General features: G+C 71.0%; 17 protein-coding genes and 3 tRNA genes. 14 read left to right on the forward strand and 6 right to left on the reverse strand.

The window, feature by feature from the left end:
- The first annotated feature begins 44 nt into the window (after positions 1–44).
- The 4 genes from ABZ297_RS10675 to ABZ297_RS10690 all read left to right on the forward strand — a co-directional run bounded on the left by ABZ297_RS10675 (position 45) and on the right by ABZ297_RS10690 (position 786).
- Positions 45–116: transfer RNA gene (locus tag ABZ297_RS10675), tRNA-Gln, on the forward strand.
- A gap of 41 nt (positions 117–157) precedes the next feature.
- Positions 158–361, forward strand: a complete 204-nt coding sequence (locus tag ABZ297_RS10680; protein WP_355342703.1) for a hypothetical protein — start codon at positions 158–160, stop codon at positions 359–361.
- A 257-nt stretch (positions 362–618) separates the two neighbouring features.
- A tRNA-Glu gene (locus ABZ297_RS10685) sits at positions 619–694 on the forward strand.
- A gap of 19 nt (positions 695–713) precedes the next feature.
- Positions 714–786, forward strand: a tRNA-Glu gene (locus ABZ297_RS10690).
- A gap of 121 nt (positions 787–907) precedes the next feature.
- Here ABZ297_RS10690 and ABZ297_RS10695 read toward each other — a convergent pair.
- Both ABZ297_RS10695 and ABZ297_RS10700 read right to left on the reverse strand, forming a co-directional pair.
- Entirely contained in the window at positions 908–2,623 is a 1,716-nt protein-coding gene (locus ABZ297_RS10695) for a hypothetical protein (RefSeq protein WP_355342706.1), read from the reverse strand.
- Positions 2,624–2,681: 58 nt separating this feature from the next.
- Positions 2,682–3,398: an IclR family transcriptional regulator gene (locus ABZ297_RS10700; RefSeq protein WP_355342709.1), complete on the reverse strand. Its 717-nt coding sequence runs from the start codon at positions 3,396–3,398 to the stop codon at positions 2,682–2,684.
- Between the two features lie 264 nt (positions 3,399–3,662).
- On the opposite strand from ABZ297_RS10700, the gene leuC reads away from it, so the two are divergent.
- From leuC to ABZ297_RS10720, 4 genes are all read left to right on the forward strand, one after another.
- Positions 3,663–5,048 (forward strand): 3-isopropylmalate dehydratase large subunit, encoded by a 1,386-nt coding sequence (leuC, locus tag ABZ297_RS10705; protein ID WP_355342712.1) that lies wholly within the window; start codon positions 3,663–3,665, stop codon positions 5,046–5,048.
- Between the two features lie 16 nt (positions 5,049–5,064).
- The gene (leuD, locus tag ABZ297_RS10710; RefSeq protein WP_355342715.1) at positions 5,065–5,652 is read left to right on the forward strand and encodes a 3-isopropylmalate dehydratase small subunit; all 588 of its coding nucleotides are present in this window, start codon (positions 5,065–5,067) and stop codon (positions 5,650–5,652) included.
- Complete coding sequence (locus ABZ297_RS10715) at positions 5,631–5,870, forward strand: hypothetical protein (protein WP_355342718.1); 240 nt, start codon at positions 5,631–5,633, stop codon at positions 5,868–5,870. The genes leuD and ABZ297_RS10715 overlap by 22 nt, the downstream gene beginning before the upstream one ends.
- Positions 5,871–5,969: 99 nt before the next feature.
- Positions 5,970–6,269 carry an HU family DNA-binding protein gene (locus ABZ297_RS10720; RefSeq protein WP_350808462.1) on the forward strand — a complete coding sequence of 100 codons (300 nt, stop codon included), beginning with the start codon at positions 5,970–5,972 and terminating at the stop codon, positions 6,267–6,269.
- A 70-nt stretch (positions 6,270–6,339) separates the two neighbouring features.
- On the opposite strand, the gene ABZ297_RS10725 is transcribed toward ABZ297_RS10720, so the two are convergent.
- The gene (locus ABZ297_RS10725) at positions 6,340–6,543 is read right to left on the reverse strand and encodes a hypothetical protein (RefSeq protein WP_355342721.1); all 204 of its coding nucleotides are present in this window, start codon (positions 6,541–6,543) and stop codon (positions 6,340–6,342) included.
- A 56-nt stretch (positions 6,544–6,599) separates the two neighbouring features.
- Here ABZ297_RS10725 and ABZ297_RS10730 point away from each other — a divergent pair, with 56 nt between their 5' ends.
- Positions 6,600–7,805: an MFS transporter gene (locus ABZ297_RS10730; RefSeq protein WP_355342724.1), complete on the forward strand. Its 1,206-nt coding sequence runs from the start codon at positions 6,600–6,602 to the stop codon at positions 7,803–7,805.
- Here ABZ297_RS10730 and cofC read toward each other — a convergent pair.
- Positions 7,780–8,415, reverse strand: a complete 636-nt coding sequence (cofC, locus tag ABZ297_RS10735) for a 2-phospho-L-lactate guanylyltransferase (RefSeq protein ID WP_350808465.1) — start codon at positions 8,413–8,415, stop codon at positions 7,780–7,782. The genes ABZ297_RS10730 and cofC overlap by 26 nt on opposite strands.
- Positions 8,416–8,535: 120 nt before the next feature.
- On the opposite strand from cofC, the gene ABZ297_RS10740 reads away from it, so the two are divergent.
- The 3 genes from ABZ297_RS10740 (at position 8,536) to ABZ297_RS10750 (ending at position 11,420) form a co-directional block, all read left to right on the forward strand.
- Positions 8,536–9,198: a lysophospholipid acyltransferase family protein gene (locus tag ABZ297_RS10740; RefSeq protein ID WP_355342727.1), complete on the forward strand. Its 663-nt coding sequence runs from the start codon at positions 8,536–8,538 to the stop codon at positions 9,196–9,198.
- A 4-nt stretch (positions 9,199–9,202) separates the two neighbouring features.
- Entirely contained in the window at positions 9,203–10,213 is a 1,011-nt protein-coding gene (locus tag ABZ297_RS10745; RefSeq protein WP_355342730.1) for an NAD(P)H-dependent glycerol-3-phosphate dehydrogenase, read from the forward strand.
- Between the two features lie 112 nt (positions 10,214–10,325).
- The gene (locus ABZ297_RS10750) at positions 10,326–11,420 is read left to right on the forward strand and encodes a D-alanine--D-alanine ligase family protein (RefSeq protein ID WP_355342733.1); all 1,095 of its coding nucleotides are present in this window, start codon (positions 10,326–10,328) and stop codon (positions 11,418–11,420) included.
- Positions 11,421–11,442: 22 nt separating this feature from the next.
- On the opposite strand, the gene ABZ297_RS10755 is transcribed toward ABZ297_RS10750, so the two are convergent.
- Positions 11,443–11,880 (reverse strand): DUF3515 domain-containing protein, encoded by a 438-nt coding sequence (locus ABZ297_RS10755; protein WP_355342736.1) that lies wholly within the window; start codon positions 11,878–11,880, stop codon positions 11,443–11,445.
- Between the two features lie 13 nt (positions 11,881–11,893).
- Positions 11,894–12,127: an Lrp/AsnC ligand binding domain-containing protein gene (locus ABZ297_RS10760; RefSeq protein WP_355342739.1), complete on the reverse strand. Its 234-nt coding sequence runs from the start codon at positions 12,125–12,127 to the stop codon at positions 11,894–11,896.
- Between the two features lie 47 nt (positions 12,128–12,174).
- Between ABZ297_RS10760 and ABZ297_RS10765 the strand changes: the two genes are divergently transcribed.
- Both ABZ297_RS10765 and ABZ297_RS10770 read left to right on the forward strand, forming a co-directional pair.
- Positions 12,175–13,212, forward strand: coding sequence for a thiamine-phosphate kinase (locus ABZ297_RS10765; RefSeq protein ID WP_355342742.1), 1,038 nt, complete (start codon positions 12,175–12,177; stop codon positions 13,210–13,212).
- A gap of 191 nt (positions 13,213–13,403) precedes the next feature.
- Positions 13,404–13,608, forward strand: a 205-nt coding sequence (locus ABZ297_RS10770; RefSeq protein ID WP_355342745.1) for a hypothetical protein, incomplete at its 3' end; no start/stop codon positions are given.

Raw genomic sequence — 13,608 nt, forward strand, 5'->3', positions numbered from 1 at the left:
TTCTTTCGAGCGTCGCCGAACGCGCCCCAAGGGGTTCGGAACGGTGGGGTATGGTGTAATTGGCAGCACGACTGATTCTGGTTCAGTTAGTCTAGGTTCGAGTCCTGGTACCCCAGCTTGCAGCGGACATCTCATTGAGATGTCCGCTTTTTGGTTTATGGATGAATTTCGGAGCAGAAGAGGCTCGTTCCTCTCCTTCACCGCCACCTTCGTCCCCCCGCTGGTGCTCTTCTTCCCGGTCTGCCTGCTGCTCGGTGCGCTCCTCACGCAGAGCTCGATCGCCGGCCTGCTGATCGCCGTGGCCGCCACGGCCGCGCTCGGCGCCGTCCTGGTGGTCGGTGGGGCTCGTCGGCTGGGGTGAGCGCGACGTCCCCGCCCGCATGCCCCGCTGGATGCGCGACCACCTCGCCCGCGTGCCCGTCGACCGGAGACCGGCCTGCAGTGGCTCGGCATCCCGCTCGGCGCCGTCGATCCGCTCTGGGAGCGCGGGCCGATGGGCGGCTGGGTGCGCGGCCACAGGCCCGATCTGCTGGCCTGATAGTGGTTTGGAGTGCTCCATGGGGTGCGGTAGAGTTACCTCCGTTGCCGGGGAGGCCCGGCAAAATCGCTTGTGGACAGGGTCCCGTCGTCTAGTGGCCCAGGACGCCGCCCTCTCAAGGCGGTAGCGCCGGTTCGAATCCGGTCGGGACTACCACTGTCCAACAAGCTGCGAAGGTCCCGTCGTCTAGTGGCCCAGGACGCCGCCCTCTCAAGGCGGTAGCGCCGGTTCGAATCCGGTCGGGACTACGTCTCTTCTCATCACCGCCCAGCGTTGTTCGCCGGGCGGTTTTTCTTTTTCCTGCCGCCGATTCCCGGAGCGACCCGGCCGGGGGGCTGGGCGCGAGTTCGCCTCCAGCCCCCCACGGGCTCACGCGTTGGAACGAGCCTTGAACAGCGCCCGGCGGGCCGCCTTGGCGACCTGCTTGTCGGGATGGACCTGCGAGATCAGGTCGAGCAGCTCCTCCACATGCGCGTGCGGGATCTTCCAGATCACCTCGAGCAGGTTGTTGAGCAGCTCGGGCCCGATGTCGCGCAGGCTGCTCACGAACTCGGAGCGGCCCAGCCCGGCCGAGATCGTCCACATGTCGAGAATCAGCCAGTGCGTGTCGTCCTGCGTCGGCTCGGGAGCGCCCTCCACCTCCAGCTGGCTCAGATGCGTCGCCGCGTACGGGCGCAGCGACGACACCTTCAGCGCCTCCTGCCAGGCGGGGACGGCCGCCTCGCCCAGCGTGCCGACCACGCTGGCCGCCTGCACCCGGATGAGCGCGTCCGATTCGTCCTCGGAGGCGGCCGCCAGCAGCTCCTCGGCGGCCTTCCCGGGCTCGCGCAGCCGCATCCAGGCGGCGAACTCGGCGTCGGCCTCCTCCTCCGGCAGCTCGGCGCTGAGCGCCAGCAGCTCGTGCGCGCTCATCGACTCGATCGCTGGACGCGCGTCGAGCTCGATGTCGGAGTCGTCGACGAGGTGGACCACGCCCTCCGTGCCCAGCGCGGTGAGACTGACGGTGGTGCCGGAGACCTCGGCCATGCCGTAGCCGACCAGCCAGTCGATCGCCGTGGCCAGCGGGTCGCCCGCGGCCTCCCAGGCGTCGGACCCCAGCTCGTCGAGGTCGGCCGCCGCCTCGGACAGCTCCTGCTCCAGCTCGGCGCGCTCGCGCGAGCCACCTGCCAGCAGCAACCTGACCAGCACGCCGCGGGTGAGCCCCGTCAGCGCCATCGTCAGATCTTCGTCGTCGAGCTCGGGGTCGCCGTAGTCGACCGAGTGCAGGCCCAGCATCCAGGCGTCGAGGACGTCCTCGTCGTCGTCGAACGGCCACTCGGCCGTGTCGTCCTGGACGGCGACCGTGTTGGCCTCGCCGGGCTCCAGGAACTCCAGATCGACGGCGAGGTTCCAGATGTTCCACAGCTGCGGCACGGCCTCGGCCAGCGCCCCGTCGGCTTCGGGCTTCGGCAGGCCGACCGCCGTCAGCGCGTCCTCCACCTCGGCGTCGGAGAGCAGGGTCTCCTCACCCACCTTGCGGCCCGAGCCGACCCAGAGGGCCAGGTCGCGCGCCTTGGCGATCAGCGGCGCCTCGCGGGCCGCCGCCGCCAACTCGGAGTCGGGACGCAGCCTGATCGTGTCGAGGTCGGCCAGTTCGTCGGCGAACGGTTCGAAGTCGCCGAGGTCGCCGGCTTCCTCGTCGCCGTCGCCGTCGTCGTCGCCCTCGTCGAGCAGGTCCTCCATGAGCTCGACGAACTCGTCCTCGACGTCGTCGAGCTCGGCCCGCAGCTCCGCGAGGGAGTGCGAGCCCTTGCTCAGCCGGCCCGTCTGGTCGAGGAACGTCAGGTACGCGTCGACGGCGGGCAGCATCCCGTCGGCGGCCGCGTCGGGGTCGTCGACGACCTTCGGGATGCGGTCGAGCAGCAGGTTGCGCAGGTCGGCACGCTTCCACGTGCCGAGGTCCTGCGAGAAGGCGAGGCGGTGCCAGAGTGCGGCCGGCCCCACGAGCTCGGGGTCGCTGTCGGGCGCGTGCTTACGCGCCCACATGATGAACTCTTCGAGCAGGGGTCGCAGCTCAGTGGCGGCTACCTCGATGCGATCGGTCACCCACTCAGGCTAGTGCGCCCGCGAGGCTGTCGGCTCCCCAAATAAGCGGTTTTGCTGATCATGACGTGCGCCGCATGGCCTCCGTGATACGTTCGGCCGCTGCCATCACGGGTACCGCGTGCAGCCTGCCGGGCGCCCTGGTCAGCCGTTCGATCGGCCCCGACACGGAGACGGCGGCGACCACCTTGCCCCCGCTGCCCCTTATCGGCGCCGACACGCTGGCCACGCCCTGCTCGCGCTCGCCTACGCTGTGCGCCCACCCTCTGCGCCGCACCGACGCCAGCGTGGCGGCCGTGAACTTGGCGCCGCGCAGCCCGCGGTGCAGCCGGTCGGGCTCCTCCCACGCCAGCAGGATCTGCGCCGCCGACCCCGCCACCATCGGCAACGCGGACCCCACGGGGACGGTGTCGCGCAGGCCGCTGGCCCGTTCGGCCGCCGCCACGCAGACCCGCTCGTCGCCCTGGCGGCGATACAACTGCGCGCTCTCGCCGGTCAGGTCACGAAGCTGCATCAGCACCGGCGCGGCGACCGCCAGCAACCGGTCCTCTCCGGCCGCCGTGGACAACTCCGACAGACGCGGGCCGAGGACGAATCTGCCCTGTGTGTCGCGGGTCACGATGCGGTGATGCTCAAGAGCGACGGCCAGCCGGTGGGCCGTCGGACGGGCCAGACCGGTGGCCTGGACCAGCTGAGCAAGCGACGCCGGGCCGGCTTCGAGGGCGTTGAGAACCAGAACGGCTTTGTCGAGTACTCCGACTCCGCTAGAGTTGTCCATAGACCGATACTGCCGTCTCGACATATGAGAAAGCAAGTCGGAGGCAAACTCCACACGCGGGGGAGCGCCGGTCTCTGGACGAGGGAAGAACCCGGGTCGAAGCGACCGAACCGCGATGCGGAGCATCGCACATATGCCGTGAGGGAGCGCCGGTCTCTGGACTGAGGAGTGTAGGGAGCGCAGCGACCGAAGCGACGAGGGAAGAGACCGGGTCCGAGCGACCGAACCGCGATGCGGAGCATCGCAAATAAGCAGGAGGAGATCATGGGCCGCACACTGGCCGAGAAGGTCTGGGAGCAGCACGTCGTGCGCCGTGCCGACGGCGAACCCGACCTGCTCTACATCGACCTGCACCTCATCCACGAGGTGACCAGCCCGCAGGCGTTCGACGGTCTCCGTCTCGCCGGCCGGACCGTGCGAAGGCCCGATCTCACGATCGCCACCGAAGACCACAACGTGCCGACGGTGCTCGGCCCGATCTCCGACCCGGTGTCGAAGACCCAGGTCGAGACCCTGCGCAAGAACGCCGCCGAGTTCGGCATCCGGCTCCACCCGATGGGCGACGCCGGGCAGGGCGTGGTGCACATCATCGGCCCGCAGTTCGGCCTGACCCAGCCGGGCATGACGATCGTCTGTGGCGACTCCCACACGTCCACGCACGGCGCCTTCGGCGGTATCGCGTTCGGCATCGGCACCTCCGAGGTCGAGCACGTGCTGGCCACCCAGACCCTGCCCGCCTACCGGCCGAAGACGATGGCCATCGAGGTCTCCGGCGAGCTGCCCACCGGCGTCACGGCCAAGGACCTGATCCTGGCCATCATCGCCAAGATCGGCACCGGCGGCGGCCAGGGCTACATCGTCGAGTACCGGGGCGAGGCCGTGCGCAAGCTCTCCATGGAGGGCCGCATGACCGTCTGCAACATGTCGATCGAGGCGGGCGCCCGCGCCGGCCTGATCGCGCCGGACGAGACCACGTTCGAGTACCTCAAGGGCCGCCCCCACGCGCCGTCCGGCGAGGACTGGGACCAGGCCGTCGAGTACTGGAAGTCGCTGCGCACCGACGACGACGCCGTGTTCGACAAGGTCGTCGAGATCGACGCCTCGACGCTCACGCCGTACGTCACCTGGGGTACGAACCCGGGCCAGGGTCTGCCGCTGGGCGAGTCCGTGCCCGCCCCCGAGAGCTTCGGCGACCCGATCGAGCGCGCCGCCGCCGAGCGGGCGCTGGAGTACATGGGGCTGACCGCGGGCACGCCGCTGCGTGAGATCGAGGTCGACACCGTCTTCGTCGGCTCGTGCACCAACGGCCGCATCGAGGACCTGCGCGCCGCCGCCGAGATCCTGCGCGGACGCCAGGTGACCACCCGCACCCTGATCGTGCCCGGCTCGATGCTGGTCAAGCTGCAGGCCGAGCAGGAGGGGCTGCACGAGGTGTTCAAGGCCGCCGGCGCCGAGTGGCGCGAGGCGGGCTGCTCGATGTGCCTCGGCATGAACCCCGACACGCTGCAGCCGGGAGAGCGCAGCGCGTCCACGTCCAACCGCAACTTCGAGGGCCGGCAGGGCAAGGGGGGCCGCACCCACCTGGTGTCGCCGCAGGTCGCCGCCGCGACCGCCGTCACCGGCCGCCTGACCGCCCCCGCCGACCTCTGACAGGAGAACCGCTCCGATGGACGCATTCGTCACCCACACCGGTACGGCGGTGCCGCTGCGCCGCAGCAACGTCGACACCGACCAGATCATCCCGGCCGTCTGGCTCAAGCAGGTCAGCCGCACCGGCTTCGAGAAGGGCCTGTTCGCCGCCTGGCGCGAGGACCCGACGTTCGTGCTGAACGACCCGTCCTACGAGGGCGGCTCGATCCTCGTCTCCGGCCCCGACTTCGGCACCGGCTCCTCGCGCGAGCACGCCGTGTGGGCGCTGCAGCAGTACGGCTTCCGCGCCGTGATCGCCGCCAGGTTCGGCGACATCTTCCGCAACAACTCCACCAAGATGGGCCTGCTGCCGGTCGTCCTGCCGGGCGAGAAGGTCGAGGCCCTGCAGGCCGCCGTGGAGGCCGACCCGGCAGTCCAGGTGACCGTCGACCTGGAGAACCGCCAGGTGCGCTGGGCCGGCGAGGTCGTCGCGTTCGAGATCGACGACTACACCCGCTGGAGGCTGATGGAGGGCCTCGACGACATCGGGCTGACCCTGCGTCACGCCGACGAGGTGGCGGCGTACGAGAATGGTCGGCAGCCATGGCTGCCGAAGACCGTCTAGTCGACCTCGAAGACGACGAGCTGGCGCGGCGGTTGCGTGAGGCGCACCGCCGCGTCAAAGCGCTGCCCGCCGCCGAAAGGGAGCGGCCGGCCCGCCGCTATCTCGCGATCTGCGACCTGGCCAAGCGCGACCCGGAAAGGGCGGCGGCCCGGCTGGCGGTCTTTCTCGCTTCCATGGAAGACACGCCACGCGCACCCGAAAACACGCTAGGTGATTGAGTTCCCCCGCAATCCCGCCTACTTTCGAGCGCGTAAGGGGTTTCTACGTCGAACTTGTGAGCTGGAACCCCGCGCCGTAACTGGGGGAGCACAACTTTCATGAACAAGCGGGAACTCGTCGACGCCATCGCGGACCGGGTGGGCGACAAGAAGACGGCCACGGAGGCTGTGAACGCGGTCATCGACGCCATCCAGAAGGCTGTCGCCAATGGGGACAAGGTCTCGATCACGGGCTTCGGCGCGTTCGAGATGGCGCACAAGCCGGCCAGGACGGCCAGGAACCCGTCAACCGGCGCGGAAATCAAGGTGGTCGAGAGCTGGGCGCCGAAGTTCCGCCCCGGCTCCGACTTCAAGGAAATGGTGAACGCCGGCGGCAAAAAGGCCGCTAAGAAGAAGTAAGCGCAGCGGAAGCCGACGCCCGAGCCGCCTTAATGGCGCTCGGGCGTTCGCCTTTCCAGGGGCTCCCCGTTCAGTCGGGGACGGGAAACGTCGACAGGGTGACGTAGGTGATCCGGTCGCCCGTCATTCCCAGGTTGACCCGCTGGCCCGTGCGCAGCAGCCGCAGCGGGCCCGCGTCGAAGGCGGGCGGGTCGAACTCCAGCACGGTCCCGTCGTCGAGGAAGACCGAGCCGGACCGTGTCGCCTCGTCGAAACTACGCACCGTCGCCTGCACGCAGACCAGCGTAAACGGTTTGCCCCCCGGCCAGCGAGGGGCGAGGATCGCCAGTCATGCGGCGAAACAGGGACTTCCGGCGATTCGTCTGGGCGAACGGCGTCACCCAGATGGGCACACAGGTCACCACCGTCGCCCTGCCGCTCACCGCCGTCCTGACCCTGGACGCGGGCGCCTTCCAGCTCGGCCTGCTGTCGGCCGCCCAGGTGGCCGCCTTCCTGCTGCTCGGGCTCCCCGCGGGCGTGTGGGTGGACAGGGCGCGGCGGCGGCCGATCCTCATCTGGTCCGACGTGGTGCGCGGCCTGGCGCTGCTCACCGTCCCCGTCGCCGCCTGGCTCGGCGTGCTCGGCCTGCCGCAGCTCTTCGCGGTCGCCCTGATCCTGGGCCTGGGGACGGTCTTCTTCGACGTCGCGCACATGAGCTTCCTGCCTGCCGTCGTCCCCAGGGAGGGGCTCGAACGCGGCAACGGGACGCTGGAGGTCACCCGGCAGGTCTCCCTCCTGGCCGGGCCGGGCCTCGGCGGCTGGCTGGTCAACCTGCTCACCGCGCCCATCGCGCTGCTCGCCGACGCGGCCAGCTACCTGCTCTCCGCGCTGCTGCTGTCAGGCGTGCGCGCCACCGAGACGCCGGGACGCGGCGACGGCCGGCTGCGCAGGCAGGTCGCGGAAGGCGTCGGGTTCGTCGTCCGCGACCGGGTGCTGCGCAGGATCGCGGTCGGCGGCGCGCTCGTCATGACGGCGAACGGCGTCATCTCCGTCGCCCTCCCGCTCTACCTGATCAGGGAGCTGGGCGTGAGCGCCGCCCAGTACGGCCTGCTGCTGTCGGCCTCGGCCGTCGGCTCCCTCGTGGGCGCACTGCTCGTCGGACGGGTCACCGCCCGCTTCGGCACCGGCAGGACCCTGTACGGCTCCGCCGTGCTCGCCACCCTCCTCTACCTCCCGGCCCTGGCGACGGGGCCGGGCTGGCGGCTGCTGCTCTTCCCGCTGGCCTCCCTGCTGTTCGGGGCGGCCAGCGTGATGTTCGGCGTCACCCAGCTCAGCTACCGCCAGCGCGTCACCCCCGAGCACCTGCTCGGTCGGGTCAACGCCAGCATGCGCTTCCTCATGTGGGGCGCGGGGCCGGTGGGCGGGCTGGCGGGGGGCGTACTGGGGGAGTGGCTGGGGGCGCACGCGGCGTTCGCCGTGGGCGCGGCCGTCCTCGGCCTGTCGCACCTGGCGGTCGTCACCTCGCCCAGGATCAGGACGCTGGCCACAGTTGGCTGACCACGGCCGCGGTGTGCCGTCCGAGGCCGAGGGCGACGGCCGCGCGCAGGTCGTCGGGGGTGTCGACGTCGCGCCTGACCGAGTCGACGCCGTCGAGGCACAGCTCCTTGGCGCCGCCCGCCAGGTGCTTGGCCCGCGACTCGCCACCGAAACGCGGCGTGAACGGCAGGCCGGGCCGCACCCCGTAGAAGGTGGTGCCGACGTCGAGCGCGTCGGGCACGAACGCCTGGTCGAACTCCGCCGCCGCGGCCAGCACCGTGGCCAGCTCACCGGGGCGCAGCGCGGGTAGATCGGCCTGGAGCGCGCCGACGGCGTCGCCGGGCGCGACCTCCACGGCGTGCGCGGCGCCCGTCCGCAGGGCGGTGTTCAGGCCGCGGTCGGGGTCGTGGACGACGTCCGCGCCCAGGGCCGCCAGGGGGCCCGCGGCGGCGGGATCGGCCGTCACCACGACTACCCGCGCCACCAGCGGGCAGGAGAGCGCCGCCGAGACGGTGTCACAGGCGACGGCGACGGCGAGCCGCGTGCGGTGCGGGCCCGTGGCGGCGGCCAGCCGGGTCTTCGCCGCGACCAGCGTCTTCACTGGAATGACCAGTGACCAGCGGATGCTCATAGGCTAAGCATCGCGCCTCGACATCCCGCGCGGCCAACCGGGAGACTTGGGGCTCAACCGATGGAGGAGAGCATGAGGCGCCCCACGCGACCATCGCGATTCTGGGAGACCCTGGCCGTCGTGATCGTGAAACCACTGTCGCGGCTTCTGGTCAAGCACGACTGGCGGTCAGGCGAGCGCATCCCGCGCACCGGTGGCGTGATCATCGCGACGAACCACCTGTCGTGGACCGATCCCGTCCTGCTGTCACACTTCCTGTACAACCGCGGGCGCTGGCCGATCATCCTGGCCAAGGCCGGGCTGTTCCGCGTACCCCTCCTCGGCCACGCCGTGCGCTCCCTGCGGGCCATCCCCGTCGCCAGGGGCAGCAGCGAGGCGATCAACTCGCTGCAGGAGTCGGAGGAGCGGTTGCGCGACGGCGGCGCGATCCTGTTCTACCCTGAGGGCACCTGCACCAGAGATCCCGAACTGTGGCCGATGGTGGGCAAGACGGGCGCCGCACGGCTGGCGCTGGAGAGCGGCGCGCCGGTGATCCCGGTGGCGCACTGGGGCGCCCACGAGCTGCTGCCGTACGGCGAGAAGAGGCCCAGGCTGTTCCCGCGCAAGACGTTCCGCGTGAAGGTGGGCCCGCCGGTCGACCTGTCGAAGTACCAGGGCAGGCCGCCACACGCGGACGTGCTGCGCGAGGCGACGGCCGACATCATGGCGGCGATCACCGCGCAGCTCGCCGAGCTGCGCGGCGAGAAGGCGCCCGACACTCCCTACGACCCCGCCAGGCGGTGATGGCATGACCAACGCGGCCGTATTCGGCACCGGCTCGTGGGGCACCACGTTCGCGATGATCCTGGCCGAGGCCGGGAACCGCACCACGCTGTGGGGGCGGCGCCCGGAGATCGTCGAGTCCGTCAACCGGGCCCACACGAACCCCGACTACCTGCCCGGCATCTCGCTGCCCACCTCGCTGCGCGCCACCACCGACCCGGCCGAGGCGCTCGACGGGGCCGACTTCGTGGTGCTGGCCGTGCCGTCGCAGTCGTTGCGGGCCAATCTGGCGGCCTGGCGGGAGCACATCCCGCCCGACGCGGTCCTGGTCAGCCTGATGAAGGGCGTCGAGCTCGGCACGACCAAGCGGATGAGCGAGGTGATCCGCGAGGTCGCCGGGGTGCCCGAGGAGCGGGTGGCCGTCGTGTCGGGGCCGAACCTGGCCAAGGAGATCGCCATGCGGCAGCCCGCAGCCACCGTCGTGGCCTGCACCGACGAGGCCGTCGCGGCCCGGCTGCAGAAGGCCTGCCACCTGCCGCCGTGGTTCCGGCCGTACACCAACCCGGACGTCGTCGGCGTGGAGCTGGGCGGCGCGGTCAAGAACGTGATCGCGCTGGCCGTCGGCGTCGCGGTGGGCATGGGCATGGGCGACAACGTCGCCGCCATGCTGATGACCAGGGGGCTGGCCGAGATCTCCCGCCTCGGTGCGGCGCTCGGCGCCGACCCGCACACCTTCGCCGGGCTGGCCGGGATGGGCGACCTGGTGGCCAGCTGCACCTCGCCGCTGGCGCGCAACCGCACGTTCGGCGAGAACCTGGGGCGCGGCATGACGCTGGCCGAGGTCGTCGCGATCACCCGGCAGACCGCCGAGGGTGTCACGTCCTGCGAGTCCGTGCTGGCGCTGGCCAGGAAGCACGACGTGGAGATGCCGATCACCGAGGTCGTGGTGGGCGTGGTGCACGACGGTATGTCGCCGGCCGAGGCGGGCATGCTGCTGATGTCCCGTTCGCCCAAGCCTGAGCGGTACGGGGTCTGAGCGGTTTTGCCGCCCTTCTGGACGCCGATTACGGACATCTGGCCGAGCATTGCGGACATCACCCGCGTGCTCGGCTCGCTGTCCTGAGGACACGCCGGTAGATTCGGACGACATGAGCAAGCCACGCATCGCCGTCGTTTTCGGTGGTCGCAATTCGGAGCACGCCGTGTCCCTGATGGGCGCGGGCAGCGTGCTGGAAGCGATCGACAGGAGCAGGTACGAGGTGATCCCGATCGGGATCGCCCAGGACGGCAGGTGGGTGCTGGCCGCGTCCGACCAGCGGTACGCCATCGAGGCCGGGGAGCTTCCGGCCGTCGACACCTCGGGCACGGCGCTCGCGCTGCCCTCCGGCGAGGGCTCGCTGGTGGCCTACGCCCCCGGCAGCATCCCGGTCGAGCTCGGCGCGGTGGACGTGGTCTTCCCGGTGATGCACGGCCCGTTCGCCGAGGACGGCACGATCCAGGGCCTGCTGGAGATGGCCGGGGTGCGCTACGTGGGCTCGGGCGTGCTCGCCAGCGCCGTCGGCATGGACAAGGCGTACATGAAGACCGTGCTGGCCGCCGCCGGGCTGCCGGTGGGCCGCCACGTGGTGGTCCGCGAGCGCGACTGGCGGCTCGACCGCGACCGGGTGGTCAAGGAGGCCGAGGCGCTGGGCTGGCCGGTGTTCGTCAAGCCGGCCAGGGCCGGGTCGTCGCAGGGCATCTCCAGGGCGCACGACAGGGCGTCGCTGGAGGAGGCCGTCGAGCTGGCCAGGCAGCACGACCCGAAGGTGCTGATCGAGGCGGCGATCGAGGGGCGCGAGATCGAGTGCGCGGTGCTGGAGTCGCTGGGCGACGAGCCGCCCGTCGCCTCGATGCCCGGCGAGGTGAGGGTCGAGGGCGGTCACGAATTCTTCAACTTCGAGGCCAAGTACTATCCCGACCAGATGTCGCTGACCGTCCCGGCCGACATCCCCCAGGAGGTGGCCGAGGAGCTGCGGGCGATGGCCGTGCGCGCGTTCGAGGCGCTCGACTGCGAGGGGCTGTCGCGGGTCGACTTCTTCTACACGCCCGAGGGGAAGCTGGTCTGCAACGAGATCAACACCATGCCCGGGTTCACCTCGCTGTCGGTGGCGCCGCAGCTGTGGGCGGCGTCGGGGCTGCCGTACCCGGACCTGGTCGAGCGGCTCATCCAGCTGGCGCTCAACCGCTCGCCCGGTCTCCGCTGACCTACCCGCTGGACCTGCGCGCTCAGCTGCCGGTCAGGCCCTTGCTGACCTTGGCGACCGCGCCGGAGAGATCGGCCAGGACCTCCGGCGCGACGTGTGTCCCCGCGATCGTCACCTCGACGTAGAGCGGAGCGGCGACGGCGGTGAAGAGGGTGGGTTTCTCGGGGTCGGCGTACCAGCCCACGCCGTCGATCTCCTGGAGCTGGTCCGTGGCCGCCATGCGCGCGGGGCGCGGCACGCCGCAGCGCAGCGCGATGTCGGCCTCGCCCCAGACGGCGACGTATGGCGACTCGGGCGTGGACGTGCCGCGTTCCACGCCGTCGAGCGTCTTCGGCAGCAGCCCCGCGAGCTTGACACAGGCCGCCGCCACCTCGCCCTGCGGGGTGGGCGGCTCCACCTGGACCGTGCCGCCGCACCCGGCGAGCGCGAGCAGGACCATCAGGACGGCGGCGGCACGCATGGAAGATCTACTTTCAGATATGCACGATCGGACAGGTAAGCGTACGTGTGATGCCCTCCACGGCCTGAATCTGGGCGACGACCAGCTTGCCCAGTTCGTCGACGTTGCGGGCCTCCGCGCGCACGATCACGTCGTACGGGCCCGTCACGTCCTCCGCTTGGGTGACCCCGGGTATCCCGGAGATCTCCTGGGCCACGTTCGCGGCCTTGCCGACCTCGGTCTGAATAAGGATGTAGGCCTGCACCATTACGTCCTCCCAGGCGGTTGGATCACGCAGAAGGGCCACCGTACCCTGTGTGCGTCAGGAGGTGTGTCATCACAGTCGGAGATCTCGGCGAATTCGGAGCAGTTTCTCGCATATCCGGACGTCTACCCCAAGGTCGGGCGGTTCTACTCGGCCCGGGAGACGATGCCGCCATGGTGAGCGCGCCCGACGGGCGTGTGGTGGTTTCAACCGATCTCCTGATCGAGGGCAGGCACTTCCGGCGCGACTGGTCCAGCGGGTACGACATCGGGCGCAAGGCCGCCGCGCAGAACCTCGCGGACGTCGCCGCCATGGGTGCCGTGCCCACCGCGATCGTGGTCGGCCTGGGGATGCCCGCCGACGTGCCGGTGTCCTGGCTCGACGCGCTCACCGAGGGGTTCAGGGACGAGTGCGCGATGGTCGGGGCGAGCGTCGTGGGCGGCGACACCACCCGTGGCGACCTGGTGGTCCTCGGCGTGACCGCGCTCGGCGACCTGGGCGGCCGGCCGGCCGTGACCCGCGCGGGAGCCCGTCCCGGCCACGTGGTGGCCGTGGCGGGCCGTCTGGGCCACGCCGCCGCCGGGCTGGCGCTCCTGGAGGCGGGCGTGCTGCCCGCTCCGGCCCGGCAGGGGCACGCGCCGGGAACGCGGAACGGCACGACGGCCCGGGAGACCCCGGAGCGGGAGGCGGCGTTGCAGGCGGCGGTGGCGGCCCACCAGCGGCCGTGCCCTCCTTATCCGTGCGGGCCCGAGGCCGCCAGGCTCGGGGCGAGCGCCATGCTGGACGTGAGCGACGGCCTGCTGCAGGACCTCGGGCACGTCGCGGAGGCGAGCGGCGTGCGGATCGAGCTCGACCCCGGCGCCTTCGAGATCGGGGAGCCGGTGGCGGCCGCGGCCGAGGAACTGGGGGCCGATCCGCTCGACTGGGTCCTCACGGGCGGAGAGGATCACGCGCTCGCGGCGACCTTCCCGGAGGAGGTCCGGCTGCCGCCGTCCTGGCACGTGGTGGGGCGGGTCCTGGCAGGCCGGGGCGTGGTGGTGCCGGGACGGGAGGCCGGGCCCGGCGGCTGGGACCACTTCCGCAGCTGACTTGTCCGGATTTGCGTAAAATTTTCCTGAATTGGGGTGTGACTCGCGGGATTGATGAGACAAAGACGTAGCAAAGGTGTTATGAAGATTGGCGGCCACTGCAACCGGGAGAAAGGGCAGCCATGGGCCGCCACGGCACAGGTGGATCCGAAGACGGGCGCGATCAGGGGAACGACGAGTCGAACGACTCGGTGAGCGCCTTCTGGGGGCCGGACGAGCACCTGCCGGAAGAGCCCGGTTGGCCAGCGCTTCCCGACCAGGTCGAGGTGACCGGCCAGTGGGCGCCGATGCCGCGCCGCGACGAGCCTGTCGCGCAGCGGCCGCAGCCCGACCCGTTCGAGACCACCGGGGCCTTCGCCCCGCCGCCCCGCGCGGGCGCCGGCCCGGACACCGGTC

Source organism: Nonomuraea sp. NPDC005983 (assembly GCF_040614375.1).
GTDB lineage: Bacteria > Actinomycetota > Actinomycetes > Streptosporangiales > Streptosporangiaceae > Nonomuraea.

What these genes read in the sequence shown, in the direction of transcription:
- ABZ297_RS10730 (WP_355342724.1), top strand. Translation starts at nt 6,600, where the DNA reads ATGCGGCGAAACAGGGACTTCCGGCGATTCGTCTGGGCGAACGGCGTC.
- ABZ297_RS10715 (WP_355342718.1), top strand. Translation starts at nt 5,631, where the DNA reads ATGGCTGCCGAAGACCGTCTAGTCGACCTCGAAGACGACGAGCTGGCG.
- ABZ297_RS10680 (WP_355342703.1), top strand. Translation starts at nt 158, where the DNA reads ATGGATGAATTTCGGAGCAGAAGAGGCTCGTTCCTCTCCTTCACCGCC.
- ABZ297_RS10750 (WP_355342733.1), top strand. Translation starts at nt 10,326, where the DNA reads ATGAGCAAGCCACGCATCGCCGTCGTTTTCGGTGGTCGCAATTCGGAG.
- ABZ297_RS10720 (WP_350808462.1), top strand. Translation starts at nt 5,970, where the DNA reads ATGAACAAGCGGGAACTCGTCGACGCCATCGCGGACCGGGTGGGCGAC.
- ABZ297_RS10755 (WP_355342736.1), bottom strand. Translation starts at nt 11,880, where the DNA reads ATGCGTGCCGCCGCCGTCCTGATGGTCCTGCTCGCGCTCGCCGGGTGC.
- cofC (WP_350808465.1), bottom strand. Translation starts at nt 8,415, where the DNA reads ATGAGCATCCGCTGGTCACTGGTCATTCCAGTGAAGACGCTGGTCGCG.
- ABZ297_RS10745 (WP_355342730.1), top strand. Translation starts at nt 9,203, where the DNA reads ATGACCAACGCGGCCGTATTCGGCACCGGCTCGTGGGGCACCACGTTC.
- leuD (WP_355342715.1), top strand. Translation starts at nt 5,065, where the DNA reads ATGGACGCATTCGTCACCCACACCGGTACGGCGGTGCCGCTGCGCCGC.
- ABZ297_RS10760 (WP_355342739.1), bottom strand. Translation starts at nt 12,127, where the DNA reads ATGGTGCAGGCCTACATCCTTATTCAGACCGAGGTCGGCAAGGCCGCG.
- ABZ297_RS10700 (WP_355342709.1), bottom strand. Translation starts at nt 3,398, where the DNA reads ATGGACAACTCTAGCGGAGTCGGAGTACTCGACAAAGCCGTTCTGGTT.
- leuC (WP_355342712.1), top strand. Translation starts at nt 3,663, where the DNA reads ATGGGCCGCACACTGGCCGAGAAGGTCTGGGAGCAGCACGTCGTGCGC.